General features: G+C 42.7%; 27 protein-coding genes, 1 tRNA gene and 1 pseudogene. 17 read left to right on the forward strand and 12 right to left on the reverse strand.

Annotated elements, in window-relative coordinates; genetic code table 11:
* The first annotated feature begins 36 nt into the window (after positions 1-36).
* Together CJ305_RS00165 and CJ305_RS00170 are read left to right on the forward strand one after the other, a co-directional pair.
* A complete protein-coding gene (locus tag CJ305_RS00165) occupies positions 37-1,662 on the forward strand; it encodes a tetratricopeptide repeat-containing sensor histidine kinase (RefSeq protein ID WP_189319349.1) in 1,626 nt (541 codons plus the stop codon).
* A gap of 1 nt (position 1,663) precedes the next feature.
* On the forward strand, positions 1,664-2,329 hold the full coding sequence (locus CJ305_RS00170; protein ID WP_099644225.1) for a helix-turn-helix domain-containing protein: 666 nt from the start codon (positions 1,664-1,666) through the stop codon (positions 2,327-2,329).
* 59 nt (positions 2,330-2,388) lie between these two features.
* On the opposite strand, the gene CJ305_RS00175 is transcribed toward CJ305_RS00170, so the two are convergent.
* Positions 2,389-2,462 (reverse strand) — tRNA-Ala (locus CJ305_RS00175).
* Positions 2,463-2,496: 34 nt separating this feature from the next.
* Positions 2,497-2,691 (reverse strand): GIY-YIG nuclease family protein, encoded by a 195-nt coding sequence (locus CJ305_RS00180; RefSeq protein ID WP_223248762.1) that lies wholly within the window; start codon positions 2,689-2,691, stop codon positions 2,497-2,499.
* Positions 2,692-2,980: 289 nt separating this feature from the next.
* Between CJ305_RS00180 and CJ305_RS00185 the strand changes: the two genes are divergently transcribed.
* On the forward strand, positions 2,981-3,484 hold the full coding sequence (locus CJ305_RS00185; protein ID WP_099644226.1) for a GNAT family N-acetyltransferase: 504 nt from the start codon (positions 2,981-2,983) through the stop codon (positions 3,482-3,484).
* Between the two features lie 45 nt (positions 3,485-3,529).
* The gene (locus tag CJ305_RS00190; protein WP_099644227.1) at positions 3,530-4,870 is read left to right on the forward strand and encodes an MATE family efflux transporter; all 1,341 of its coding nucleotides are present in this window, start codon (positions 3,530-3,532) and stop codon (positions 4,868-4,870) included.
* 40 nt (positions 4,871-4,910) lie between these two features.
* Here the strand turns inward: CJ305_RS00190 and CJ305_RS00195 are convergent, their stop codons facing one another.
* The gene (locus CJ305_RS00195) at positions 4,911-5,558 is read right to left on the reverse strand and encodes a 2OG-Fe(II) oxygenase (protein WP_099644865.1); all 648 of its coding nucleotides are present in this window, start codon (positions 5,556-5,558) and stop codon (positions 4,911-4,913) included.
* Positions 5,559-5,768: 210 nt separating this feature from the next.
* On the opposite strand from CJ305_RS00195, the gene CJ305_RS00200 reads away from it, so the two are divergent.
* Positions 5,769-6,233 carry a 6-pyruvoyl trahydropterin synthase family protein gene (locus CJ305_RS00200; RefSeq protein WP_099644228.1) on the forward strand — a complete coding sequence of 155 codons (465 nt, stop codon included), beginning with the start codon at positions 5,769-5,771 and terminating at the stop codon, positions 6,231-6,233.
* Between the two features lie 9 nt (positions 6,234-6,242).
* On the forward strand, positions 6,243-7,022 hold the full coding sequence (locus tag CJ305_RS00205) for a UDP-2,3-diacylglucosamine diphosphatase (protein WP_099644229.1): 780 nt from the start codon (positions 6,243-6,245) through the stop codon (positions 7,020-7,022).
* On the opposite strand, the gene CJ305_RS00210 is transcribed toward CJ305_RS00205, so the two are convergent.
* A complete protein-coding gene (locus tag CJ305_RS00210; protein WP_099644230.1) occupies positions 7,019-7,366 on the reverse strand; it encodes a hypothetical protein in 348 nt (115 codons plus the stop codon). The two genes, CJ305_RS00205 and CJ305_RS00210, sit on opposite strands and share 4 nt — an antisense overlap.
* A gap of 135 nt (positions 7,367-7,501) precedes the next feature.
* On the opposite strand from CJ305_RS00210, the gene CJ305_RS00215 reads away from it, so the two are divergent.
* Together CJ305_RS00215 and CJ305_RS00220 are read left to right on the forward strand one after the other, a co-directional pair.
* Positions 7,502-7,813, forward strand: a complete 312-nt coding sequence (locus CJ305_RS00215) for a hypothetical protein (RefSeq protein WP_099644231.1) — start codon at positions 7,502-7,504, stop codon at positions 7,811-7,813.
* A complete protein-coding gene (locus CJ305_RS00220) occupies positions 7,810-8,112 on the forward strand; it encodes a type II toxin-antitoxin system RelE/ParE family toxin (protein WP_099644232.1) in 303 nt (100 codons plus the stop codon). The genes CJ305_RS00215 and CJ305_RS00220 overlap by 4 nt, the downstream gene beginning before the upstream one ends.
* Before the next feature lie 2 nt (positions 8,113-8,114).
* On the opposite strand, the gene recJ is transcribed toward CJ305_RS00220, so the two are convergent.
* Both recJ and CJ305_RS00230 read right to left on the reverse strand, forming a co-directional pair.
* Positions 8,115-9,809: a single-stranded-DNA-specific exonuclease RecJ gene (recJ, locus tag CJ305_RS00225; protein ID WP_099644233.1), complete on the reverse strand. Its 1,695-nt coding sequence runs from the start codon at positions 9,807-9,809 to the stop codon at positions 8,115-8,117.
* A 1-nt stretch (position 9,810) separates the two neighbouring features.
* Positions 9,811-11,370: a hypothetical protein gene (locus CJ305_RS00230; RefSeq protein ID WP_099644234.1), complete on the reverse strand. Its 1,560-nt coding sequence runs from the start codon at positions 11,368-11,370 to the stop codon at positions 9,811-9,813.
* A 169-nt stretch (positions 11,371-11,539) separates the two neighbouring features.
* On the opposite strand from CJ305_RS00230, the gene CJ305_RS00235 reads away from it, so the two are divergent.
* Together CJ305_RS00235 and CJ305_RS00240 are read left to right on the forward strand one after the other, a co-directional pair.
* The gene (locus CJ305_RS00235) at positions 11,540-12,130 is read left to right on the forward strand and encodes a carboxymuconolactone decarboxylase family protein (protein ID WP_099644235.1); all 591 of its coding nucleotides are present in this window, start codon (positions 11,540-11,542) and stop codon (positions 12,128-12,130) included.
* Between the two features lie 2 nt (positions 12,131-12,132).
* Positions 12,133-12,588: a hypothetical protein gene (locus tag CJ305_RS00240; protein WP_143469326.1), complete on the forward strand. Its 456-nt coding sequence runs from the start codon at positions 12,133-12,135 to the stop codon at positions 12,586-12,588.
* Here CJ305_RS00240 and CJ305_RS19545 read toward each other — a convergent pair.
* The 4 genes and pseudogenes from CJ305_RS19545 to CJ305_RS00260 all read right to left on the reverse strand — a co-directional run.
* Positions 12,585-12,710 (reverse strand): annotated as a pseudogene (locus CJ305_RS19545) (16S rRNA (cytidine(1402)-2'-O)-methyltransferase); the annotation flags it as partial. The gene CJ305_RS00240 and the pseudogene CJ305_RS19545 sit on opposite strands and share 4 nt — an antisense overlap.
* 4 nt (positions 12,711-12,714) lie before the next feature.
* A complete protein-coding gene (locus tag CJ305_RS00250; protein ID WP_099644237.1) occupies positions 12,715-13,752 on the reverse strand; it encodes a serine hydrolase domain-containing protein in 1,038 nt (345 codons plus the stop codon).
* A 72-nt stretch (positions 13,753-13,824) separates the two neighbouring features.
* A complete protein-coding gene (gene rsmI / locus CJ305_RS00255) occupies positions 13,825-14,505 on the reverse strand; it encodes a 16S rRNA (cytidine(1402)-2'-O)-methyltransferase (RefSeq protein ID WP_099644238.1) in 681 nt (226 codons plus the stop codon).
* Positions 14,506-14,510: 5 nt separating this feature from the next.
* Positions 14,511-15,368: a hypothetical protein gene (locus tag CJ305_RS00260; RefSeq protein ID WP_099644239.1), complete on the reverse strand. Its 858-nt coding sequence runs from the start codon at positions 15,366-15,368 to the stop codon at positions 14,511-14,513.
* Positions 15,369-15,469: 101 nt separating this feature from the next.
* Here CJ305_RS00260 and CJ305_RS00265 point away from each other — a divergent pair, with 101 nt between their 5' ends.
* The 7 genes from CJ305_RS00265 to CJ305_RS00295 all read left to right on the forward strand — a co-directional run bounded on the left by CJ305_RS00265 (position 15,470) and on the right by CJ305_RS00295 (position 23,167).
* Complete coding sequence (locus CJ305_RS00265; protein WP_099644240.1) at positions 15,470-16,111, forward strand: thymidine kinase; 642 nt, start codon at positions 15,470-15,472, stop codon at positions 16,109-16,111.
* A gap of 5 nt (positions 16,112-16,116) precedes the next feature.
* Complete coding sequence (gene alr, locus CJ305_RS00270; RefSeq protein ID WP_099644241.1) at positions 16,117-17,232, forward strand: alanine racemase; 1,116 nt, start codon at positions 16,117-16,119, stop codon at positions 17,230-17,232.
* 55 nt (positions 17,233-17,287) lie between these two features.
* Positions 17,288-17,707, forward strand: a complete 420-nt coding sequence (gene mscL / locus CJ305_RS00275; protein ID WP_099644242.1) for a large conductance mechanosensitive channel protein MscL — start codon at positions 17,288-17,290, stop codon at positions 17,705-17,707.
* 313 nt (positions 17,708-18,020) lie between these two features.
* Complete coding sequence (locus CJ305_RS00280; protein ID WP_099644243.1) at positions 18,021-19,010, forward strand: aspartate-semialdehyde dehydrogenase; 990 nt, start codon at positions 18,021-18,023, stop codon at positions 19,008-19,010.
* 97 nt (positions 19,011-19,107) lie between these two features.
* Positions 19,108-21,273: a prolyl oligopeptidase family serine peptidase gene (locus CJ305_RS00285; protein ID WP_099644244.1), complete on the forward strand. Its 2,166-nt coding sequence runs from the start codon at positions 19,108-19,110 to the stop codon at positions 21,271-21,273.
* 166 nt (positions 21,274-21,439) lie between these two features.
* Positions 21,440-22,363, forward strand: a complete 924-nt coding sequence (locus CJ305_RS00290; protein ID WP_099644245.1) for an ABC transporter ATP-binding protein — start codon at positions 21,440-21,442, stop codon at positions 22,361-22,363.
* A 66-nt stretch (positions 22,364-22,429) separates the two neighbouring features.
* On the forward strand, positions 22,430-23,167 hold the full coding sequence (locus CJ305_RS00295; RefSeq protein ID WP_099644246.1) for a response regulator transcription factor: 738 nt from the start codon (positions 22,430-22,432) through the stop codon (positions 23,165-23,167).
* A gap of 3 nt (positions 23,168-23,170) precedes the next feature.
* Here CJ305_RS00295 and CJ305_RS00300 read toward each other — a convergent pair whose 3' ends face one another.
* On the reverse strand, positions 23,171-24,289 hold the full coding sequence (locus tag CJ305_RS00300; protein ID WP_099644247.1) for an NAD(P)/FAD-dependent oxidoreductase: 1,119 nt from the start codon (positions 24,287-24,289) through the stop codon (positions 23,171-23,173).
* A 239-nt stretch (positions 24,290-24,528) separates the two neighbouring features.
* Positions 24,529-25,881, reverse strand: coding sequence for an acetyl-CoA carboxylase biotin carboxylase subunit (gene accC / locus CJ305_RS00305; protein ID WP_099644248.1), 1,353 nt, complete (start codon positions 25,879-25,881; stop codon positions 24,529-24,531).
* Positions 25,882-25,957: the final 76 nt, after the last annotated feature.

Raw genomic sequence — 25,957 nt, forward strand, 5'->3', positions numbered from 1 at the left:
GGGATGAAATCAAATTGCTTTTCATCCCCTTTTTTAATGTTGGTACTACTGATCACAATGGGTGTTCAGGCTCAAAAACCTGTAGAAAAGCCTATAGACAGTGCGCTTTATTTTTATGAGATTATTGTAAACCCTGATGACGCCCAAAGCTTTAGAAAAGCTGAGGACTACTATACCGGAATGTACGAGCAAAGTATGGCCAGGTCTGACTATAAAAAGGCTGCTATGTACCTGGAGCTGATTGGGTTTGGTAAAAATCAAATTGGAGATTACACCGCAAGCGAATTCAATCTCGTAAAATCTTTGGAACTGATCGAACCCTATACTGATACTGAAGCGATTGACCTGAAATTACGCCTATACAACCTTTTGGGAGTACTATATAAAAATTTGAATAATTACCCCAAAAGTCTGGAGTACTATCAAAAAAGTCTTGCTTTTGCTAATAGTACCAAAGATAGCATCAGCTTTTTTTTACGTGTAGGCAATGTACTCCGTGAAGAAGGTGAGTTTGAGCGCGCTATTGACACTTTAAAGTATGCCCTCAAGCTGACTCAGAAAAATGAACTTGAAGTACTCAAGAGTTATATATTAGACAACCTGGGCTATACACAACTTACAAATGGAGATGATTCAGGAATTTATAATCTGAATAAATCGGTTGATATTCGTAAAAAATTGGGAAATACGACAGCTTTATTTTCAAGTTACAGGCACCTAACCCAATATTATATTCAAATTGATGATACTTTGAATGCCCTCAAATATGTGCAAAAAGCTTTATCATTAACCCCAAATATAAAAGACCCAACCTTTGAACTAGAAGCCCTTAGTCTTCTGGCACAATTAGATGATGACCCACGCATCAAACGATATAACTTTTTAAACGACAGCATAAAAGAGGCCAATTTAGCAAAGCAAAATAAATACGCTGCCTTAAAATATGATGTTGCCCGCGAACAACGCCAGACCAAACTGGCCCTCGATGAACGCGATCGTCAAAAGCGGTTAAAAACCATTTATGTCCTGGCATTGTTACTGGGAGTTCTGGTGGTAATGGGATTCAGTATTTTTCTTCATTTAAAACGAAAACAAAAACAGCTGGAGGTTATACGTAAAACAGAGGCGAGTATTTCAAAAAAAGTTCACGATGGCCTGGCTAACGATACGTTTCAGGTAATTTCTGAACTGCAAAATCTTGAAAACATTCCCGATCATATCTTAAATAAACTGGACAAAATCTATCTGGAAACCCGCGACATTTCTAAAAATCACAGTCCGTTGATTGACGGTACCAATTTCAAAGATCAGCTGGTCAGCAGACTCAATTCGTATAAATCAGAAAACTTCAGTGTTATTATCCGCAACCTCAACGGTATTAATTGGGAAAAATTTAGCAGAAATAAAAAAGATGCAATTTATATGGTTTTGGGAGAATTGATGACCAATACCCGAAAACACAGTCAGGCCAGCGTTGCTCTGGTTTCTTTTGAGCAAAAAGGCAAAAAATTAGCCATTACATTCAAAGATAACGGGTTAGGAAACGAAATAAAAAAAGGAAATGGTATCCAAAATATGGAATTCCGTATTTTTTCATTAAATGGAACCATTAGCTTTGAGCCAGAGTCCGGTAAAGGTCTTAAAGTTCAAATACTGGTGTAATATGTTTAAAAAAGTTTTAATCGCCGAAGATTTGGGTTGGAATACCCAGAGAATTGAGCAACAACTCCTTGAAACAGGAGCTGAAGAAATTGTTATTGCAGAATACTGCGACGATGCCTATGTGAAATATGTTAGAGCTATTAAGGATGATGCACCGTTTGATTTACTAGTCGCTGACCTCTCATTTAAACAAGACCATAGGGAACAAAAGCTAAATAGCGGTGATGAGCTTATCGCAGCCATACGTGGGCTTCATAGACCTCTAAAAATAATTGTTTTTTCGATGGAAGAGCGCCTGCAACGCATACGCATGCTTTTTGACGAACAAAAGATTGATGCCTATGTGTTTAAAAGCCGCCGAAGCCTTGAAGATATGGCCGAAGCTTTAACTGCAGTTGCTCAACACAAACGCTATATCTCTCCGCAGGTCGCAGCAGCCTTAGGCAGCCAGAAAAATCTGGATATTGAAGAATACGATATTCTTTTATTGGAAGAAATCGCTAAAGGCCGTTCTAATCGCGAAATAAGCGAGCGTTTCAAAGCGCTTACTATCAAACCGCACGGCATCAGCTCTATCGAAAAACGCCTAAGCAAGTTGCGCATTGATTTTAAAGCTTCTAATGCCACCCAGCTTATCGCTGTTGTAAAAGATTTAGGTCTTATTTAAAACTAAGTTTTTTACCATAAAAAAACCCGAAACATTTAATGCATCGGGTTTTGACTAGGTGGAGAAGATCGGGCTCGAACCGACGACCTTTTGACTGCCAGTCAAACGCTCTAGCCAACTGAGCTACATCCCCATTTTGTTACGCCAGCGTCTGCCCGCGGCGGTTTTCAGATATTTTTCACGCTTACGTGCTTCAATCTGCGTTTCTTTCCCTCAGAATAAATAATCTTCCAAGGTCTAAACGGTTTTGTAGAAGTTACATTTCCTCGGTTATGTTGTTCCAACCGGGAATTTAAATCTTGAGTGAAACCTACATAATTCCTTCCGCAACTTAAACTCTCCAATATATAAACAAAATACATTGCCAGTCAAATATCACGCTACCCGCCCGTACCGAAAAGGTACGTTCGGGCGGGTAGCCAACTGAGCGACATCCCCGTTTAGTGGCGCAAATATAATTAAAGTTCGCTAAAATCACTTATTGTTTTTTGTTTTAAAACTTCGGCCTAAAACTTACTGATATAGATAGTGACCTGAAGCCTTTCTTCTTAATTTTCAATGCAAACAACACTTAATAGCTTTGAATAAAATGATCAAAGTCGTAGTATCTTTGCCAATAAACCTTCCATTCGTCTAAAAATTAGGTAATCAATGATAAAAAAGGCAAATAAGGATCAGCTTGATGAAATACTTGCTCTTACCCGCGCCTGTGCTGCAAAAATGATTAACGCAGGCATATTCCAATGGAATGAGCATTATCCCTCACGGGCTGCCTTTGAAGAAGATCTAAATCGCGACGAACTTTATATAATTACGCAGAGCGGAAAAATTGCAGGTACTATTGTTATCTCAGATCTAAAAGATGAAGTGTACCAACCCGTAACCTGGCTCACCCCGGCTGATACAAAAAGCATCTATATACACCGGCTGGCCGTGCATCCTGATTTTCAGGGTCAGGGCATCGCACAGCAGTTAATGGATTTTGCAGAGGATTTTGCCCGTAGAAACGGCTACGTTTCGGTACGTCTGGACACCTTTAGTCAAAATCCACGCAACAACCTTTTCTACCAAAAACGCGGTTATGCAAAGCTTGAAGAAATCTTTTTTCCTAAGCAAAGCGAATATCCCTTTTACTGCTACGAACTCGTTTTATAGTCTTTTGATCTTTAGAAAAGCTATTTTCGCAAGAAGACTGAGCTTATGTCAAAAACAAACCCGCTTTCGTTTAAAAACATCAACCGCCTGGCGGTACCGGCTTTGCTGGCCGGTATTGCTGAACCCATACTCTCTGCGACCGATGCGGCAGTGGTGGGTAATGTTCAGGTAAATGCCACAGAAGTCCTGGCCGCAGTAGGTATTGTGGGTTCGTTTTTATCTGCCCTTATCTGGGTCTTAGGCCAAACCCGAAGTGCCCTTCAGGCCATCATTGCTCAATATTACGGCGCTGATAAAATTGATGAAATCAGCACGCTTCCGGCGCAGGCTATCTACTTCAATGTTTTTCTGAGCATCGTGATTTTGGCGGGTACGCTTCCGTTTATTGAAGGTATTTTTTCGCTTTACAATGCATCGGGACTCATTTTGGACTATTGTGTGCAGTACTACTCTATCCGGGTTTGGGGCTTTCCGCTTACCTTATTCACCTTTGCCGTTTTTGGTATTTTCAGAGGACTTCAAAATACCTTTTGGCCAATGGTTGTTGCCTTAATAGGTGCCGGGGTAAACATTGTACTTGACTTTATTTTGGTGTACGGGATTGAAGGCTATATCCCGGCGATGCAGATTGAAGGTGCAGCTTACGCCAGTCTCGGGGCTCAGGGATTAATGGCGGTACTTTCGTTAATTCTGGTCCTGATCAAAACCAATGTAAGCCTGAGACTCAGATTCCCCATTCATCCGGAATTGTGGAGACTTGTGGGGATGGCACTCAACCTTTTTGTTCGCACCATCGCGCTTAATGTCGCGCTTTATTTAGCCAACTCGTTTGCGACAGATTACGGCGCTTCCTACATCGCCGCACAAACCATTTTGATCAACATCTGGCTGTTTTCGGCATTTTTTATTGATGGATATGCAGCTGCGGGAAATATTCTCGCCGGTCGTTTTCTGGGAGCCAAGGATTATGACAGTCTGTGGCAATTAAGTAAAAAACTTACCCGTTACAGTCTCTTTATTGCCGGGGCTTTGATGCTCATTTCGGCCTTACTTTATACCAGACTGGGTTTGCTTTTCACCAAAGAGCCCGAAGTCATCCTGCGCTTTACGGCTCTGTTTTTTGTGGTGATCCTGATGCAGCCGCTTAATGCGCTTGCCTTTATTTTTGATGGAATTTATAAAGGAATGGGCGAAATGAAATACCTGCGCAACGTACTGATGATAGCGACCTTTTTGGGTTTTGTACCTGCTATTTTTATAGGCGACTATTTTGGGCTGAAACTTTACGCGGTATGGATCGCCTTTTCCGTCTGGATGCTCATACGCAGCGGCGCCCTGATTCTTAATTTCAGAAAACGCTTCAGGCCCAAAGTAGCAGACAGTTAAGCTGTATTACTAGTTACTGCTAACTGCGACTGCCAGCTGATTAGCGTGTCTTCAGCCAACCTGTAATACTCAGGCGTTCTGAAGCCAGTACAGGCTTTACCTCGTGCTCCAGCACCTGACTTTCAAAAATCACCACCCGCCCCGGTCTGGGGATGATATCTAAAACCTCTTCCCGGGATTCGTTAGGTAAATAAATGGTGAGTTCACCCCCGTTACCGGCCAGCCAGGTTTCATCGTTGAGATAGCAAACTATGGAAAGCTTACGGCGATCATCGTTTTGAAAAGTGTCCAGATGGCGTTTATAAAAAGTTCCGGTGGGATAAACCGCATAATGAAATTCCTTCTGAAGGATCCCCAAAAAACAGGTGCGGTTTAGGTATGCTACCAGATCATTAATCTTGGCAAAAAACCGGCGTTCTACCGCGCGGCCTTCGGCCTCGTTGATCCAGTAAATGTAATCACCACGTATTTTTTTATCGATCTCCTCATTAAGCCTGTTGCCTATGGCTGCCTTCTTAAAGAGATCGGTTTCATAAACGGTTTTTAGAGAGTCGCGCAATTCTGCGATCTCGTCTGCATCAAAAAAGTCGTCGATGATGCTGTAATTTTGACCAAGCAAATCAGAAATAACCTGCTCATAAACAGGGTTTTCTACAAAATCAAGTTGCTCAAAAAGCTGTGTTTTCATGCGCGCAAAATAAATGAAAAAATAAATAGCATTTTCATAATTATTCTGTGTTGCCAAACACGGGTTTCACGGGTATACTTTTTATACTTTTGTTGCATTAATTTGAAACAAAATGGAATTCTTAGAGTTTTTGAGCGGCACCGGCATTTATGTGATCTTTGCAATTGCTCTAATCGTTGTGGTTCTGTACCGAAAATTTAAAGGTTAATTATGAGTAACATACGTATTACCAAGCAATTTTCATTTGAAACGGGTCACGCCCTGTACGGTTATGATGGCAAATGCCGCAATGTACATGGGCACAGTTATAAGCTTTCGGTAACGGTTATTGGTACGCCTATTTCGCAAAGCGAAAACGTGAAGTTTGGAATGGTGATCGACTTTGGAGACCTCAAGAAAATAGTCAAAAATGAAATTGTAGATGTTTTTGACCACGCTACCGTTTTCAACAAAAACACGCCACACGTAGAGCTGGCCAAAGAACTTTCAGACCGCGGTCACAATGTGCTGTTGGTAGATTACCAGCCTACCAGCGAAATGATGGTCATTGACTTTGCACGGAAAATTCAAAAACACCTGCCCCAAAATATAAAGCTATTTTCGCTTAAACTTCAGGAAACCGATACCAGTTTTGCAGAGTGGTATGCTTCTGATAATGAAGCCGATTTATCCTAAATTTAAACCATGAAGCAACCTGTTGAGCAGCTTACCATTCCACCGGGTAAAAAGGCCTATTTCTCGAGTGATAATCACCTGGGTGCGCCTAACGCTGAAGCGAGCAAGCCCAGGGAGCTCAAGTTTCTTGCCTGGCTCAACACCATTGAGCGCGATGCCGCGGCTATTTTTTTGCTGGGTGATCTCTTTGACTTTTGGTTTGAGTATAAAACGGTTGTTCCAAAAGGTTTTGTTCGGGTTTTAGGAAAGTTGGCTCAGTTGCGCGACAGCGGGATTCCCATCTATTTTTTTGTGGGTAATCACGATCTCTGGATGCAGGACTACTTTGAAACCGAACTCAACATCCCTGTTTTTCACAAACCTCAGCTTTTTCAGCTGAATGATAAACGCCTGTTTATTGGCCATGGTGATGGTCTGGGCCCCGGAGACAAAGGTTATAAGCGTATGAAAAAGGTGTTTAAATCACCTGTTTTTCAGTGGCTGTTTCGCTGGGTTCATCCGGATATTGGGGTAAGGGTGGCACAATACCTTTCCGTTAAAAATAAATTGATTTCCGGGGACGATGACCATGTTTTTTTAGGTGAAGAAAATGAGTGGCTGGCTACTTACGCAAAGCGAAAACTGGAAAGTGCGCATTACGATTACTTTATTTTTGGCCACCGCCACTTACCTATGCGCATTGAGGTAGGCGAGCAATCCAGCTATTTTAATCTGGGTGACTGGATCATACATTACACCTACGGCGTATTTGACGGAAGCGATTTTGAACTGAAAGAATTCCATACCTAGTTTAAGGCGGTTTGCATAAACTGTTGCGTTTCCATCTTTAAGATAGTTTGATCCAGTAAATCCTGAAGCCCTTCTAATTCTTCGCGGCTTACCGCAAGATCTACCGTTTCTGCCGGAGTTTTTAAAAGCAGCGATCTGCACGAAGCCGGTGCAGGACAGTCTTTACAGGTTATTTGATTGCGGGTATCCTGAGTCTGGTAGGCAAAACGCTTCAATTGATCTAGCGTAAAATAAAAACCCGTATCCCTAAAAACCAACTGCGCTTTTAATTCTTCCTGAGGTACCGATTTCCAGTAAAAGGAAATGCCGGTGTCGTTTCGATAAATAATGCTGATATGCTTCATAAACCCGATTTTACACAAATATAAAACCTTGTTTAGAATAAATCTAAATAGAATGTGGTTTTGTGAACAGTAATTTCTTGATGTATGTAAAAAAGTTATATTTAATCTCGAAATACCATACTCATTAGTATTACTATGTTATACGAAATTTATCAATATCAAAAAATTGTTGACAGTCTTGAAGAGCGCATCAATAAAAGCAAATTCAAGAAGGACTATTTAATTGATGTTTTAGGCATTTCAAGAGCTACATTTTACAAGAAAATCAAGCAGAAATCGTTCAGCACTTCAGAGCTTATTCAACTGGGAAAATTACTTGCTCCCGAAGAAGCACAGGCTCTTGAAATCAAAAGAGCTTTACAGCGCAGTGAAGCTGATTTTGAGGCCGGAAATGTACAGGATCACACAACGGTCATGAGTGATGCTTACCGCAAACTCAAACAATGAAAACGGTCTGGACGCGGGAAGCCGTAAATTCCTTCAATGCTATATTAGATTACCTCCTATTTGTATGGACCACAAAGGAGGCTCAACATTTTATTGAGCTTACTGATCGTATTGTAAAGCAGATTGAAAAGAATCCCGTTCAGTTTCCGGTTTACGAATTGCAACCTGAATACCGTAAAGTGGTTATAACAAAACAAACAAGTTTATTCTACCGACAGCAGAAAGACGTACTCGTAATTGCTTATTTCTGGAATAGTTTTCAAAACCCTGAAAAGCTATCGGTCAAATTAAAACCCTGACGTCACTCCTGAATATCCCGCAGTTTTAACTGAATACTCACATTTCCGTTCCACTCATTCAGATCGAGGGAATAGGCGGCTTTAAAGCGTTTCTTATGGGTAATCAAATCGCATTTTTCGCCCAAATTAAAACCAATAGCACCTATTTGAACGGTTGTTCCGGGCTGGGTAACGGTACATTTTAAATGCAGCTCATCTGCCCCCACGCATTTCCCGTAACCCGTATCTATGAGGTTTTTGCTCATAAAAACCGGGGTCATATTACCCGGCCCAAAAGGTGCAAACTGACGTAGAATACGGTAGAATTTTGGCGTAATATCTTCCAGATTCAATTCGGCATCAATCGAAATTTCGGGAATGAGCAGGCGCTCATCAATGCTGTTGCTAACCACCTCTTCAAATTTCGACTTAAAATCGTCATACTGGTGTTCGCCAAGCGTTAGTCCGGCAGCATATTTATGTCCGCCAAATTGTTCTATGTGCTCGCTACAGGCTTCAAGGGCTTCGTATACATCAAAACCTTTTACAGAGCGTGCACTGGCGGCTAGTTTTTCCCCGCTTTTGGTAAAGACAAGGGTTGGCCGGTAATAGGTTTCGGTAAGGCGTGAAGCCACAATGCCTATTACGCCCTTATGCCAGTTTTCCTGATAGACCACGGTGGTTTTGCGGTGTTCTTCCCGGTTTTGCTGTATTTGCTCCAGGGCTTCCTCGGTTATGGTTTTATCGAGATCTTTCCGCTCTGCGTTAAAGGCTTCAATAGCAGCGGCCATCTGTTGGGCCTGTTCTTTGTTTTGCTCGGTAAGCAATTCTACTGCGTGTAAACCGTGCTTGATGCGCCCGGCAGCGTTAATGCGCGGCGCAATGATAAACACCACATCAGTAATGGTAAGGATCTCCTTTTTTACATTTTCGATCAGCGCCTGAATGCCCGTGCGTGGCAGGGTATTGATGACATCGAGACCAAAAAAAGCCAGCACGCGGTTTTCGCCGGTAATAGGCACAATATCGGCTCCAATCGCAGTAGCAACCAGATCGAGATAAGGCACCAGGGTTTTAACGGGCAATCCTTTTTGCTGCTCCAGCGCCTGAATCAGTTTAAAGCCCACACCACAGCCGCATAGTTCGTCATAAGGATAGGTGCAATCTTCACGCTTAGGGTCAAGCACAGCCGCTGCATCGGGAAGTTCGGGACCCGGCCTGTGGTGATCGCAGATGATAAAATCGATACCCAGCTTTTTGGCATAAGCGACCTTTTCTACCGCTTTGACCCCACAATCGAGCGCGATGATGAGCGTAATGTCATTATCGTGGGCATAATCAATACCTGCATACGAAACCCCATAACCTTCGGTATAACGATCGGGGATATACGTAGCCACTTGCGGATAATGACTTAGCAAATAACTGCTCATCAGGGCCACACTGGTGGTTCCGTCTACATCATAATCCCCGTAAACCAGAATATTTTCGCCCTGCTGCATCGCCAGGTTCACGCGTGCCACTGCACGGTCCATATCTTTCATCAGAAAGGGGTCGTGCAAATCATCTAGCGAAGGCCTGAAAAAGGTCTTTGCCTTCTCATAGGTATCTATACCCCGCTGAAGGAGTAATAGGGCAACTTTTTCGGGTACTTTAAGCTGATTAGCAAAATCTTTTATGTGTTCTACTTTTGGAGTAGGCTTGAGCGTCCAGCGCATGTTAGTCTAAATTAACTTTAAGAATCCAGGCTTTTTCTAAATCTTCCATTTTACGATAACCCTGAAGGCGGCCGTAAAGCGCGTCAGGATCCTGACTAAAATCGATATAGATATAGTGATAATCGTTTTCCGGATTTACAAAATTCTTGGGGGCAAAGCCCAAATTTTCCATCTTACGAGCCCATTTGGAAGCGTTTGAAGCATTTGAAAACACGTGATTAACCACGTAATAGCCTTCCGGTTGTCCTTCTACCGTAATAGAAGCAGCACTTAGCATATTCTGAAGGTTAGGATCCCGATTTTCGGTTTTGTCAGGCTGGGTATCTGTTGGTGCTTCATCTTCAATAGTGCCGTCTTTTTCATAAGCAACGAGCTCGGGAGTTTCGGGAGCGGGTTCTGCTTCCTCTTTCGCCGGAAGCCGATCTTCTTTCCCTTCTACCACCACCCGCTGGTAATAGTCTGAACTGATTTCGGTTTGAAAAGCAGTAAAAAACACAAACAGGCGGTCTTCTTCGGTCTTAAACCGCAAGGTTACTCCGGTCGCATCATTGTCAATCAGGCTGTTGTTTGCATTAGGTATTTGAAGCTTCGCCAAGTCAAAACCCAATGTGTTATTGCTTGCGGGATTGCGGGCGAGGTATTTTCGGTCATCAAAAGTGATGCTGCTGTTGAAGAAATTGTTTGCATAACGCACTTGGGTTTTAAGCGGAACATACTCCTGATTTTTTTCGCCATAAATAAATACTGCATCTTTAGCCAGCAACAAATCCCCCTCTAAAGCTGCCAGAGTGAGTGAAGCCTTTACTTCTCCGGTTTCGGGCACTCTAAAATTTGAGAAGCGAAGCTCCTCGGGTTCATCAAGACTGATGTATCTAAAACCCTGGTAACTGGTCATATACTGCAACGGGGCTTCAGGCTGCTCATAAACCAGATACAGCATCCAGCCTGCAGAACTCCCGCCAAACATAATACCCTCGAGAGCCGTAACGTTTGCCAGGGTATAAGTCCCTGAACCTGCATTCTTGGAAGTGAGTAAATCGGTAATATCACTGTAGCAGACGTAGGGAGCCGCATTTTTCAGGTCGGTATTGGTGTCGAGAACCCCGTCGTAAACCAGCTCGCCCTGCACATCGGTATAAGCCGCACTGCCGGGTAATTTAAGACGTACGAGATCAAAAGCACGGTTTCTCTTCTTCTTAATGTCATAAACCATTCGGTCGTTACGCACTTTCTGTTTCCCTTCGGCCCCGGGATAAGTCGCAGCCCAATAAAGACCGGCATAGACGATTTTAGCATCAGCAGGAATATCGAGATTTGCACTGCTTGAGCTGAAGGTATCTGAATCGTCATCTATATCAACATATTGCATTTCGGTGCGGTCATTGAGCGATTTGGGTTTGTTGTTTACCCGCGTAGGATGATCGCTTAGGATTGAATTACCAATTACCCGTGTATCGCCGTTGATGTAAAACTCTTTTACCTTTTGAAATGAAACGCCGCCCTGGCTAAACAAAGCCCCGGAGGCTCCTAAAAAAACTAAAAACAGAAACATCTTGCGCATACCAAAAGGGATTAAGGTTTAGGTAAAAATAGGGATAAGCCGAAGTTACAAATAAGATGCAGTTTCTGCAGGACCTCGCCGATAATTTGGATCAAAATGTTCAATTTTATCTCTAAATTATTGCTCTTTCAGCGATTTAAATCATTTGTATCATTTAAACAATCAGGTTATGCCCTTAGTAACTCCTTTAGACCCCAATCACGATACTAAAACCCGGGAGCTTGCAGCTTTCTTTAATGAAACCCTGGGCTTTTGCCCCAACAGCGTGCTTACTATGCAACACCGTCCCGCGATTTCGCAGGCTTTTATCAACCTCAATAAGGCAGTGATGGCTAACGAAGGTAGAGTTACCTCTGCTTTAAAACGAATGATTGCCTGGGTAAGCAGTAACGCTACCGGCTGTCGCTATTGCCAGGCTCATGCTATACGCGCCGCCGAACGCTATGGAGCAGAGCAGGAGCAGCTTGACAACATTTGGGAATACCGCTCACACCCCGCATTTTCTGAAGCTGAACGTGCAGCGCTTGACTTTTCGCTGGCGGCAAGCCGGGTGCCCAATGCTGTTGATGAAAAGATCAAAACAGAACTTTATAAATACTGGAATGAAGGTGAAATTGTGGAAATGCTTGGTGTTATTTCACTATTTGGTTATCTTAACCGCTGGAATGACTCTATGGGCACCACCCTCGAAGAACCGGCAATAGAAAGTGGTACAACCTATTTGGGTAAGCACGGCTTTGAAGTTGGGAAACATCTTTAGTTTTGAAAAATAGAATTGATCATAAAATGGCTTCAACACGTAAAACAAACCTCACCTTCATAAATCAAAATAGCCCCTGGCGTTTGATCGTTCCTGCAATTGGATTGGTGGCTTTTTTTACCGGTGTGTTGGTATTTGAAGACACAAGCTTTGGTAAGTTATTGCAGCCTGCAGGTATGCTGCTTACCTTTCTTCCGTATTTTATACCCTTTAAATTTAAAAATACAGTCCGCTATTCTAAAAAGGGGCTTCATGTTAAACTAGATCGAGGAAGTACCAAGGCCTTTCGCTTTTCACAAATAAAATACCTGGAAGCCTTTGACAAGTACCTACTCGTTTGGAAAAACAAAAAGAAATCGGTTAAACTAGATGTGAGCGCTTACAACAAGGAAGATGTAAACCGACTTATAGACCTGATGCAGCCAGCAGCCGTACCTGCTGCGCAGGAAACATACTAATCCTTTGTCTTTCCGGCGACTACAATGACGATTTCTCCCTTAGGAGGTTTGTTTTCGTAATGCTTTAAAACCTCAGCTGCGGTGCCGCGTACGGTGTCTTCATGAAGTTTTGAATTTTCCCGCGGATTATTTTTCGTTTTCCGTGGCTATTTTGACAACCCGGTTGAAAAGAATTTCAGCCAGATTCCATTCATATCCATTAAAATTTGCTGTATTGTTGAATTGAACAACAACCAGGTCTTTATCTTTAAAGTATTTAGCAATACTTTGGTAACCCGGAAGAAGACCGGTATGCTCATAAACGTAGATCGAAGAATAAATTTCCTGTTCCCCTTCATTAAAAACCGTACCCTCGTTCAAAGCTCTGATGAATTTACCTACATCTTCTGCTGTTGCCAACATTAAGCCGGTATTTTCGTACTTAAAATCGGTTTCAAGACCCACGTAATAACCGCTCATCACATCATCCATATTTACTTCACTAATTGAACCAAAAGTATGATTTAATCCAAGTGGAATCAATATCCGCTCTTTTATAAATTGCTGATGCGAATAGCCTAAAGTTTTATCTATGAGATCTTCCAACAGCATATAATTGGTATTTGAATACCCATAATCTTCGTCAGGCTTAAAATCGGCCGGTAGATCTAAAGCATACTCAAGCGTTTCCCGTCTGTTTTTAGGCGGTGATTTCCAATAATCCGGGTGATCAACAAAATTTGGGATGCCACTACGATGTTGCACCATCATTCTCAAAGTAATTTTATCTGAATAGGCAATTCTTTCTGCCAGTTCCGGAAAGTAAAAAGCAAGTGTGTTATCTAATGACAATTGGCCTTCTTTAACCAATTTTGTTATGGCTACCGCAATATATAATTTGGTAATACTGGCAATTTTGAACAAAGCCTGTGGGTAAGCAGGTATTTTTTTATCGCGGTCGTGCCAGCCGGCAGCATAGGACTCAGGTTGCCTTCCTGCCTGATCTACATACACAATCATTCCATCAAAACCATAATCAATTCCTTCCTGAAGTTGTTCCTGAATGGTATCGGGTAGTGGAATTATCCACGATCGCACTAAAATCCACGGTACGAAATACAACGAGCCGATGCTGGCTGCAATAAATAGAATCCTGAATAGTCGTTTTACCTGTCTTTTTTTCATAACATCAATCCTTTGAGGGTGATGATTTTTATGAAGTCGCAACCCATCGAAAGGTTCAAGCTCCCTTTTTTGCTATTGATCCTTCGACTTTCCGGCGACTACAATGACGATTTCACCCTTAGGGGGTTTGTTTTCGTAATGCTTTAAAACCTCAGCTGCAGTACCGCGTACGGTCTCTTCATGAAGTTTTGAAATTTCCCGCGAAACGGAAACTTTTCGCGCTGCGCCAAAAAACTCAACCATATTATTGAGCGTCTTCAACAACTTGTGCGGACTTTCGTAAAAAATCATGGTTCGGTCTTCTTCTGCGAGGATTTGAAAACGTGTTTGCCTGCCTTTCTTGACCGGCAAAAAACCTTCAAAAACAAATTTATCATTGGGCAGACCGCTGTTTACCAGGGCCGGAACAAAAGCTGTAGCTCCGGGCAGACAATCTACCTCAAGACCGGCTTCTACACAGGCTCGGGTCAATAAAAAACCTGGGTCTGAGATCGCCGGAGTCCCGGCATCACTGATTAAAGCTATGGTTTGACCGTTTTTAATACGGTCTACAATGCCTTCGACCGTCTTATGCTCGTTGTGCATATGATGCGAATGCATCTGGGTCGTGATTTCAAAATGCTTGAGTAATTTACCACTGGTACGGGTGTCCTCTGCGAGAATAAGGTCTGCTTCCTGCAACACCTTAATCGCTCTAAAGGTCATATCGTCCAGATTGCCAATGGGCGTGGGTACAAGATAGAGTTTACCCATGATGATTAGTCAAATTTTCGGGCAACCAGCTCTTTAAAGCGGGCTTCGTAGACTTCCTTACCTTCCCAATAGTTATAATCGGGCTTTACCATCTGGTCGATGAGATTAAAGGCCTCTTCCTGAGAATTTGCTGTGTTGAGCTGAGACAACACCCGGTTATAATCGGCCGTACTGCCGTTAAATAAATGCTTGATAAAAGCGATGCGATCGTTTAAGCCAAATGAAAGTCCACGTGTAGCCCGGTCATTCAGGGTTTTGGGCTTGTCTGTCGCAGGTTTTTCCTGTTCTTCAAACTCTGCCAGACGGCCATACTCGCCAATATCATCCTTATCGTTTTTTACAGGTTGCGGTTGGGCGGTTATTTGCTGAAACATATTCTCGATGGCATCCGCTTCGGGAGGCATCTGCGCGACAATGTCTTTTATTTTTTCCATCACCGGCTCGTGTAACGAAGCCTGATTGATTTTTTCTTCGGGCTCTGCAGATTTAGATTCTGTTTTAAAAGTAGCAGGCGCCTCTTCAGATTTGCGCAGGCGTTCAAAGAGTTCCTGATTTTGTGCAGCGATACGTGCAATACGCTCCAGATCGCTTTCTTCGGCTTGGGCTTGAGAATTGGACTGAACTACCGGTGTTTCAACAACAGATTCTTCAGCTTTTGGGGCATTCTCAGTTTTTGGTGTCTCGGGTTTTGCAAGCTCTGGTTCTTCTGAAGATTCATAGCTCGCTTCAACGTAGGCCATCACTGCAAGAGCCTCATAAATTTTCTGAGCTTTTAATTTTAATGCCGTGTAATCGCTATCGGAATCAAGGTTTAAAATCTGGTTTGCAAGATGCTCCAGGTCAGATTTTAATTTCTTCTTCATAAGTTTTTAGTTTGCTCTGTTTATTGCCGGGCGTTTTTAATAAATTTGCTCAGCCCTCAAAATAGCGCGGCTTTGCCCTTTAAGAGGTTGAAAAGTACAAAATGTTTCTCGAAAATACCGTAAATCATAAAGAGCAATTTGGATGGATCGAAGTGATCTGCGGTTCTATGTTCTCCGGAAAAACCGAAGAACTCATCCGCCGTTTAAAGCGTGCCCAGTTTGCCAAACAAAAGGTTGAAATCTTTAAGCCCTCAATAGATACGCGGTATGATGACGAACTGGTTATCTCTCACGATGCCAACGAAATCCGGTCTACACCGGTGCCTGCCGCAGCTAATATTCCCATTCTGGCTGACGGCTGTGATGTGGTAGGTATTGATGAAGCTCAGTTTTTTGATAATGAAATCGTGAAAGTCTGTAACGATCTGGCCAACCGCGGTGTTCGCGTCATTGTTGCCGGTCTTGATATGGATTTTAAAGGAAATCCTTTTGGCCCTATGCCTGCTTTGATGGCCACAGCCGAATACGTAACCAAAGTACACGCGGTCTGCACCCGTACCGGAAACCTGGCGCAATTCAGTTATCGCAAAGCTGCAAGTGATAATCTGGTATTACTGGGCGAGACCGAAGAGTATGAACCCTTAAGCCGCGGAGCCTATTATAAAGCGATGCTTCGGGAGCGGCTTAAAACCCTGAATGTTCAGGATCCTGAAGAAGTTAAAACCCCTAAGAAAAAAGACTAAAACAGATGTCACATACCGTTCTTGAAATAGACCTTAACGCACTTGCACACAACTACAACTACCTGAGGTCTAAATTAAGACCCGGGGTAAAAATGCTGGCTGTTGTTAAGGCTTATGCCTACGGAAGTGAGTCGGTCGCCGTAGCTAAAAAGCTTGAAGAACTGGGCGTTGATTATTTCGCCGTAGCTTACGCTTCTGAAGGAATAAGGCTGCGGGAAGCCGGTATAGAAACCCCGATTCTGGTTTTACATCCTCAAATTGAAAGCTTTGCCTCTATTATTGAGCACTGCCTGGAGCCAAGTATGTACAGTTTCCGGGTACTTAAAGCTTTTATAGAGCTTGCTGAAGCACAAAATCTAAAAGGTTATCCGGTACACATTAAATTCAACACCGGTTTAAACCGTTTGGGCTTTAAAGATGTTAATGAGGCTGAAATCCTTCAGTATTTAAAAGAAACCGAAGCGATAAAGGTAAAATCGCTCTTTTCACATCTGGTTGCCAGCGAAGATTTAAATGAAAAACGTTTTACGCTGCAGCAGATTGAAGATTTTAAAAGCCACGCTACTCATATGACCCAAGGTTTGGGCTACAAGCCATGGTTACACCAAAGCAATACTTCGGCAATTATAAACTATCCCGACGCTCAATTTGATATGGTACGCAGTGGGATTGGCCTTTATGGATATGGCAACACCCCTGAAGAGGATCTCCAATTAAAACCGGTCGCAACCTTAAAAACAATCATTTCCCAGATTCACGAAATCGCAGTGGGCGAAACCGTAGGTTATAACAGAGCACATACAGCAGCGCGCAAAGAGCGCACGGCAACCCTGCCTTTGGGTCATGCTGACGGTATTTCGCGGGCTTACGGTAAAGGCCGCGGTTATGTGATGATCAATGGGAAAAAAGCTCCCATTATAGGAAATGTATGCATGGATATGATCATGGTAAACGTCACCAAAATTGATTGTGAAGAAGGTGATGAGGTACTTATTTTTGGTAAAGGAGCTTCGGCAGTTGCACTTTCGGCACGCATCAAAAGTATCCCCTATGAGTTGATCACTGCAGTATCACAACGGGTTGCCCGAAAAATTGTAGATCAGCCGACAAAAGAATCTTAAATTTTTTAAGAATTTAATTATCTTAGTCAGACATTAACCTTAAACCAACTAAATCATGGGATTTTTTAAAGATTTTAAAGCCTTTTTAATGAAAGGCGACATTGTTGCTCTGGCCACCGCGGTAATCATTGGTGGGGCTTTTAATAAAATTGTAGGCTCTTTAGTAAAAGACGTTATTATGCCGGTCATAGGTGTTTTAATGGGTGGTAAAAACGTCAACAACCTGTTCTTTTCACTGGACGGCGGCGAATATGAAACGGTTGAGGCCGCAGTAGAGGCCGGAGGTGCCATTTTAACCTACGGTAATTTTTTACAAGCTGTTATCGACTTCATCATCATTGGTTTTGTGATCTTCTGGCTTTTAAAGGGCTATGAAAAAACCAAGAAAAAAGAAGAAGCAGCTCCTGCGGCTCCAAAAGGTCCAACTCAGGAAGAATTGCTTATCGAGATTCGTGACGAATTGAGAAAGAAATAAACTACCTCTTTACAAGCCCACGAGGCATTCGTCAGGAACAAATTTGTAATTTAGAGGCAAGCATCGAGATATTATACCCTTTGGCGATGCCACTAAGATAAACGTGCCAAAAGGCACAGACCGCTGCACTGCAGAATTTGTTTAACTAAACCCCCGAAGCTTTCGGGGGTTCTTTTTGTTATATATTGAACAAATTGTTTTCAAAACGTACAGAATGTCACTTTTAAAACAAATGTGTATAATTTTAAGGAGAAGGGCTGCATTCTAATAAAGTGTTGCTACTTTTGGCGCCCTAATACAAGCTTAATTAATTATGAAAGTAGCTGTTGTAGGCGCTACCGGGATGGTAGGCCATGTGATGTTGCAGGTTTTAGCAGAGCGCAACTTCCCCATAACCGAATTAATACCTGTTGCCAGCGAGCGCTCAGTAGGTAAAACCGTTACCTATAAAGGTAAAGATTATACTATCAGCTCGATGGAAGATGCTATTGCAGCAAGACCTGATATTGCAATCTTTTCAGCCGGTGGAGGTACTTCTTTAGAATTTGCGCCTAAGTTTGCCGCTGTTGGTACTACCGTGGTTGACAACTCTTCAGCCTGGAGAATGGACCCCGATAAAAAACTCGTGGTTCCTGAAATTAATGCTTCAAGCCTTACAAACGAGGATAAAATCATTGCAAACCCCAACTGCTCTACCATTCAAATGGTTTTGGCACTTGCTCCATTGCATAAAAAATACAAAATTAAGCGTCTGGTAATCTCAACCTACCAGTCTATCACCGGTACCGGTGTTAAAGCTGTGCAGCAGCTTGAAAACGAGTATAAGGGCGAAAAAGGTGAAATGGCTTACCACTACCCCATTCACCGCAACGCCATCCCGGCTTGTGACGTGTTTACCGAAAACGGGTACACCAAAGAAGAGATGAAACTTGTAAACGAAACCCAGAAAATTCTTGGTGATAAAACCATCGCGGTTACCGCTACTGCAGTGCGTATACCTGTTGTAGGAGGTCATTCTGAAGCGATCAACGTGCAGTTTGAAAACGACTTTGATCTTGCTGAAGTACGTGAGTTGCTTCAGGCCCAGGAAGGCGTAACGGTACAGGACAATCCCGATACCAACACCTACCCAATGCCTATTTATGCCGAAGGTAAAAACGATGTATTCGTAGGCCGTATTCGTCGTGATTATTCACAACCCAACACGTTAAATATGTGGGTTGTTGCCGATAACCTCCGTAAAGGTGCTGCTACAAACGCCGTACAAATCGCTGAATATTTAGCCGCAAAAAAATTGGTTTAAAACCAATACACTTTTTATAAAGACATAAACCTCTGAAGCTTCGTGTTTCAGAGGTTTTTTAATTGGAGTATATTTGAAGGAATTCAATTTCCTTCATATGAAAAAAATAGCTTATCTGGGCGCCTTTACTATACTCTTCAGCGCCTGCGAAAATCAAGAAAAAAAAGAATCTGATATGGCCATGACCTATCCTGAAACTAAAAAGGTAGACACTGTAGACACGTATTTCGGCACCGAAGTTCCTGATCCGTATCGCTGGCTCGAAGACGACCGCAGTGCCGAGACCGAAGCCTGGGTAAAGGCTGAAAATGAAGTCACCCAAGCCTATTTGTCTAAAATTCCGTTTAAAGACGCGATTAAAGAAAAGCTAGAAAAAATCTGGAATTACGAGAAAATAGGTGCTCCGTTTAAAGAAGGCGATTACACCTACTATTATAAAAACGACGGACTCCAGAACCAGTATGTGATCTACCGCTATAAAACCGATGCCGATCCTTCAACTGCCGAAGTCTTTTTAGATCCCAATACATTTTCGGAAGATGGAACGGTATCGCTGGGTGGACTCAGCTTTTCGGATAATGGGAAACTGGCTGCTTACAGCATTTCAGAAGGCGGAAGTGACTGGCGTAAGGTACTGGTGATGGACGCAGAAACCAAGGAGATCACCGAAGATACTTTAGTTGATATTAAATTCAGCGGTATCTCTTGGAGGGAAAATGATGGTTTCTATTACTCCAGCTACGACAAGCCCGAAGGAAGCGAGCTCTCTGCAAAGACCGATCAGCATAAAGTATATTATCACAAGCTGAATACCCCTCAAAAAAGCGACGAACTCATCTTCGGCGGTACGCCAGAGCAAAAACACCGCTATATTGGTGCCGGTACAACTGAAGATAACAAATACCTCATCTTAAGCGCCAGCAACGCGACTTCAGGTAACAAACTGTTCATTAAGGATCTAACTAAGCCTAATGTCGATTTTGTAGCGATTGTGGATAACGAAGACACCAACACTTCCGTGATTGAAAACGTAGGTTCTAAACTGTACATTGTTACTGATAAAGACGCGCCAAACAAGAAAATTGTTACCGTTGACGCTTCAAACCCGACCCCTGAAAATTGGGTAGATTTTATCCCGGAAACCGAAAACGTGCTCTCCCCCTCAACCGGAGGAGGCTACTTTTTCACCGAATATATGGTTGACGCCGTTTCGCAGATCAAGCAATACGATTATGACGGAAAATTAGTGCGTGAAGTAGAACTTCCGGGTATAGGTAGCGCCGGTGGTTTTGGGGCGAAAAAAGACGAAAAAGAACTGTACTACAGCTTTACCAATTATACGACTCCCGGAAGCATCTACAAATACGATATCGCTTCAGGCGCGTCTGAATTATTCCGCAAACCGGCTATTAATTTTAATCCCGAAAATTACGAGAGTAAGCAGGTGTTTTACACTTCAAAAGACGGTACCAAAGTACCGATGATCATTACCTTTAAAAAAGGTCTTGAACTCAATGGGAAAAACCCGACCATCTTGTATGGCTATGGGGGTTTTAATATTTCGCTTACCCCTTCTTTCAGCATTACCAATGCGATCTGGATGGAAATGGGTGGCGTTTATGCCGTGCCTAACCTACGCGGTGGCGGTGAGTACGGTAAAGAATGGCACGATGCCGGGACCAAAATGCAAAAGCAAAACGTATTTGACGACTTTATCGCTGCAGCAGAATACCTGATTGCCGAAAACTATACCTCCAGCGATTACCTGGCCATTCGCGGCGGTTCTAACGGCGGTTTGCTGGTGGGTGCCACAATGACTCAACGACCCGATTTGATGAAGGTAGCACTCCCCGCTGTTGGCGTGATGGATATGCTGCGTTATCATACGTTTACCGCCGGAGCCGGTTGGGCGTACGATTACGGAACTTCAGAAGACAGCAAAGAGATGTTTGAGTATATCAAAGGGTATTCACCCGTACACAACGTAAAAGCCGGCGTAAGCTATCTGGCAACGCTTGTCACTACCGGGGATCACGACGATCGTGTGGTACCTGCACACAGCTTTAAATTTGCTGCCGAATTGCAGGAGAAACAGGCCGGTGACGCACCGGTACTCATTCGCATAGAGACCGATGCTGGTCACGGAGCCGGTACACCCGTAAGCAAGCAAATTGAGCAAACGGCAGATATTTTTGCCTTCACGCTTTACAATATGGGCTTTAAAGTACTTCCCGAAGAAACAAAAACTGAAATTAAAGGCTAGTTGCGGAGCCCGCAGTGGCAAAAATTAAAAATCTAGACCTCACCGGATAAAAACCTGTGAGGTCTTTATCTTTACTTTATAATCGGAATTAAACAGTTCAAAGATTTGAGTCGACAAGAAAAATTCTAAGAAGATTCAGAGGCCTTTACCTAGATTAATTAATAGTATGCTGCACGTAACAATTGATTCTTTTGCCTATGCCGAAAATCCGGTTTTAAAAGATCTTGATTTTAAAATCGAAGAAGGACAGCATATTTCTATTTTGGGCGAAAGCGGTTGCGGTAAAAGCACCCTGCTTCAAATCATTTACGGTTTACTTCACGTAGAGCACGGAAGCATTTTCTGGAAAAATCAGGAACTTTTGGGCCCTAACTTCAATCTGGTTCCCGGAGAAGCTTTTATCAAATATCTGGCTCAGGATTTTGACCTGATGCCGTTTATTTCGGTGGCCGATAATATAGGCAAACACCTCTCCCGCCGCTTTATGCAGCAGCGTCAGGAGCGTATAGATGAGTTACTCGAAGTGGTAGATATGACGGTTTATGCAGACCAGCACGTAAAAAACCTGAGCGGGGGTCAAAAACAACGCGTTGCCCTGGCACGGGCTTTTGCCAAGGAACCCGAACTGCTCCTGCTTGACGAACCTTTTAGCCATATTGATAATTTCAGGCGGAATGCTCTGCGGCGAAAACTCTACGCCTATTTAAAAAAGGAAGGGATTACCTGTATCACCGCCACTCACGATAGTGAGGAAGCGCTTTCGTTTTCTGACGAAATTAAAATGATGCGCGAAGGTACTTTTATACAAACCGACACGCCCGAAGCCTTATTTGAAAATCCTAAAGATGCGTATGTAGCTTCATTTTTTGGAGATATCAACTCTTTAGAAATCGATGACAAAATTGAGCTTTTGATGCCGCATCAAATTCTGGTTTCTGAATCTGAAACCGAGTTAAAAGCCACTGTAATTAATTCCTACTTTAAGGGAAGCTATTATTTGATTGAAGCTTTTTCTGACAAACGAGCGATTTACTTCAATCATAACACAAATCTAACGGCAAATTCAACGGTTTTTTTAAAAACTAAATGATTCAAATTGTATTGATAGCACAAATTATATTATTTTTAATATTTAAGTTATTGTCGATCAATATATATGGAGCTTATTTACAATTCGCGGTTTCTTACCATTCATCTCGAAGATGAAATATTGATTCAGGAATGGACTAATTTTCCACTCACTGAAGCTGACTTTAAAAATGAACTGAAAAACTTTCTGGAGCTGTTTAAAACACACAAACCGCAAGGGGCCTTATGGATTTTAGACAATCTTGATTTAGAAATTTCTGAGCGCCTGTATAAATGGGTTGAAGAAAATATTTTGAAAGCCCTGTATCAGGCCGGTCTGCGCAAACTCCCATCTACCGTACCTAAAGAAAAATTGATTTATTTGTCAATCATAAACTCTGTTCAGAATGTAGGACTCGTTTTAAGACCAAACTTTTTCTCCTGTAGAAAAGAAGCTCTAAATTTTATCAAACAGCCTAAAACCTCAGAAAATAACGCCTTTAATTATCAGGTAAACGAATCTAACCAAAGTGATGAGATTATTTTAGAAATGGATTACGATCAGCTGCCCAAAGTAATTAAACATCTTGATAAGCTTAACCTTGAATTGAAATTTAATAAAATCTATCAAAGCTATTTTGATCAACTGAGTTTTAGAGAAGTTGAAATTTTTAAAAGTATTGCTCAGGGTAAATCAAACAGGGAAATCGCAGAAAATTTATGCCTTTCTGAAAGCACCATTGCTACACATCGCAAATCAATAATTAAGAAGTTGAATATCAAATCTGTAAAGGACTGGCAACATTATGCCGATGCATTTCTGTAAAAATTAGTGTTTGACTAAACCGGCAAGCTTCTTCCCTACCAGACTACCTATGGCTATACCCATACCACCCAGGCGTACACCACAAAATATGTTAGCTGACAGCGGTTTTAACACAGGCTGCTTTTGATCGCCAACCCCAAGAATACCACTCCAGCGGTGCTCAATTTCCACACGGGTATCTGGTAAGATTGTCTCTGCAAGTATACGTTCTAAATACTGCTGAATTTGTGTTGTTGTGCCAAAAGAATCGGTTTGCTCGCCTTTGCGGTCCAGATTACGGCCTCCTCCCAGTAAAATGCGATTGTCTATGGTTCTAAAATAGGTATAGCCTTCATCCAAGTGATACGTTCCGGTAAGGTTTAAATTTTTAATGGGGCCGGTAATCAATACCTGATTGCGGGCGGGTTGTACCGTTGAAATTCCTAATTTTTGTGCGAAACCATTTGTGGCTATAAACAATTGTCGGGTTTTGAATTCGGCTAAAGACGTCTTAAGCACTACCGTATCGCCAAGATCCGTGTAGTTTTCTACCGTGCAGTTGTTGAGTATTTGAATAGTATGATGTTGTGCCAAATTGACCAGTGCCCGCATCATTTTTCCGGTGTCGAGTTCGCCCTCTTCTTTATTAAAAAACAATTTCGGTTGAATGTTTCCGAAGTTTTGCGCATTCGATTTTATGCTGAAAATCGCATCATTAAAGAGCGGCTGCAGTAAGCGGTTAACGTGCTCCACCGAATCTAAACAGGTTTCATACAACTCCTGCTGACTCTGGAAAAACAGTTCATAACCCCCGTATTTTTTAAAGCCTATGGCCTGCTCCCCTAATCGGTTTTTAAGCACCTCAAGGCCTTTAATACGCATTTCTACCAGATTGAGCAGTTCGTCTTCGGTATGTGTTTTAAGATCTGACAGAAGCTCTGAAACGCTCCCGAAACAGGCAAAGCCCGCGTTTTTGGTACTCGCACCCTGAGGCATAGCTCCACGCTCAAGAATGAGTATTTTGGCTTTGGGATAGATCTCACGAAGTTCTAATGCACAACTCAGGCCGGAGATGCCACTGCCCACAATAGTAAAATCAATATCAGTAAACCAGGTTTTGTATTCCCAATACGAAAGTGCCACGCAGGTAATTTTAAAAGATTACATCCAAAGATAGTTTAAACCGGTAAAGCCTGTAAGAACTTCCTTTGCTTCTGCTTTACGAGATTTCCTGCGTTAGGGATAGTAGTGGAAATCCTGTCCCGCCTTAAGCGGGGCAGATTGCAACGGATAGCCCGACCCCGCTTTTTGGCGGGGTAACGCCCTTAAAAAAGAAAACCCCAAACTTGAGTTTGAGGTTTTTCTTAGGCTTAATTTTTTATCTATTCTTCTTCAGGGGGATCCATCACAAAATCGTTCATAAACGCAGTGGTGTAATTTCCTGCGATATAATCGGGATGATCCATCAACTGGCGATGAAATGGGATGGTGGTTTTAATACCCTCAATCACAAACTCATCTAGCGCACGTTTCATTTTATTGATCGCTTCTTCACGGGTTTGAGCCGTAGTAATAAGCTTGGCGATCATCGAGTCGTAGTTAGGTACAATCGAATAACCGCTATACACGTGGGTGTCTATACGTACCCCGTGACCTCCCGGCGCGTGCAGGTTGGTAATCTTGCCCGGAGATGGTCTAAAGTTATTGTAGGGATCTTCGGCATTGATACGACACTCAATAGAATGTAGCTGTGGATAGTAGTTTTTACCTGAAATCGCCACACCTGCAGCAACCAATATTTGCTCGCGAATCAAATCGTAATCTACCACCTGTTCTGTAATGGGATGCTCTACCTGAATACGGGTATTCATCTCCATAAAGTAGAAGTTACGGTGTTTATCTACCAAAAATTCTACGGTACCGGCTCCTTCATATTTAATATACTCGGCTGCACGAACGGCTGCAGCTCCCATCTTTTCCCGAAGTTCATCGGTCATAAAAGGCGAAGGAGTTTCTTCGGTTAATTTTTGGTGACGGCGCTGTACAGAGCAATCACGTTCTGAAAGGTGACAGGCTTTACCGTTGCTGTCTCCCACAATCTGAATTTCGATGTGACGGGGTTCTTCGATTAACTTTTCCATATACATAGCGTCGTTACCGAATGCTGCGGCAGACTCCTGACGGGCAGAATCCCAGGCTTTTTGAAGTTCTTCTTCTTTCCACACTGCACGCATACCTTTACCTCCACCACCGGCAGAAGCTTTAAGCATTACCGGGTAACCGGTTTCTTTAGCGATGCGTTTGCAGTCTTCAAACGTTTCGATAATACCATCTGAACCGGGTACACAAGGTACTCCCGCTGCTTTCATCGTCGCCTTTGCCGTAGCTTTATCTCCCATTTTGGCGATCATATCAGGTGATGCGCCAATAAATTTCACTCCGTGTTCTTCACATATTCTGGAAAACTTCGCGTTCTCAGAAAGGAAACCGTATCCCGGATGAATGGCATCTGCATTGGTAATCTCTGCAGCAGCCATGATATTTGACATTTTAAGATAAGACTCGCTACTGGGCGCAGGGCCTATACAAACCGCCTCGTCTGCAAATCGAACGTGCAAACTTTCGGCATCTACAGTAGAATATACCGCAACGGTTTTAATGCCCATCTCTTTACAGGTTCTAATCACACGCAGTGCAATCTCTCCCCTGTTTGCTATAAGTATCTTTTTAAACATATCTCTGGTATTAATGGCAAACTTTGGTTGCCTAGAGCGTTTTAATCGGGTTTACAACTCGAGTCGTCTGGTAGTA

The sequence above is a fragment of the Leeuwenhoekiella nanhaiensis genome (assembly GCF_002744755.1).
Taxonomy (GTDB): Bacteria; Bacteroidota; Bacteroidia; order Flavobacteriales; family Flavobacteriaceae; genus Leeuwenhoekiella; species Leeuwenhoekiella nanhaiensis.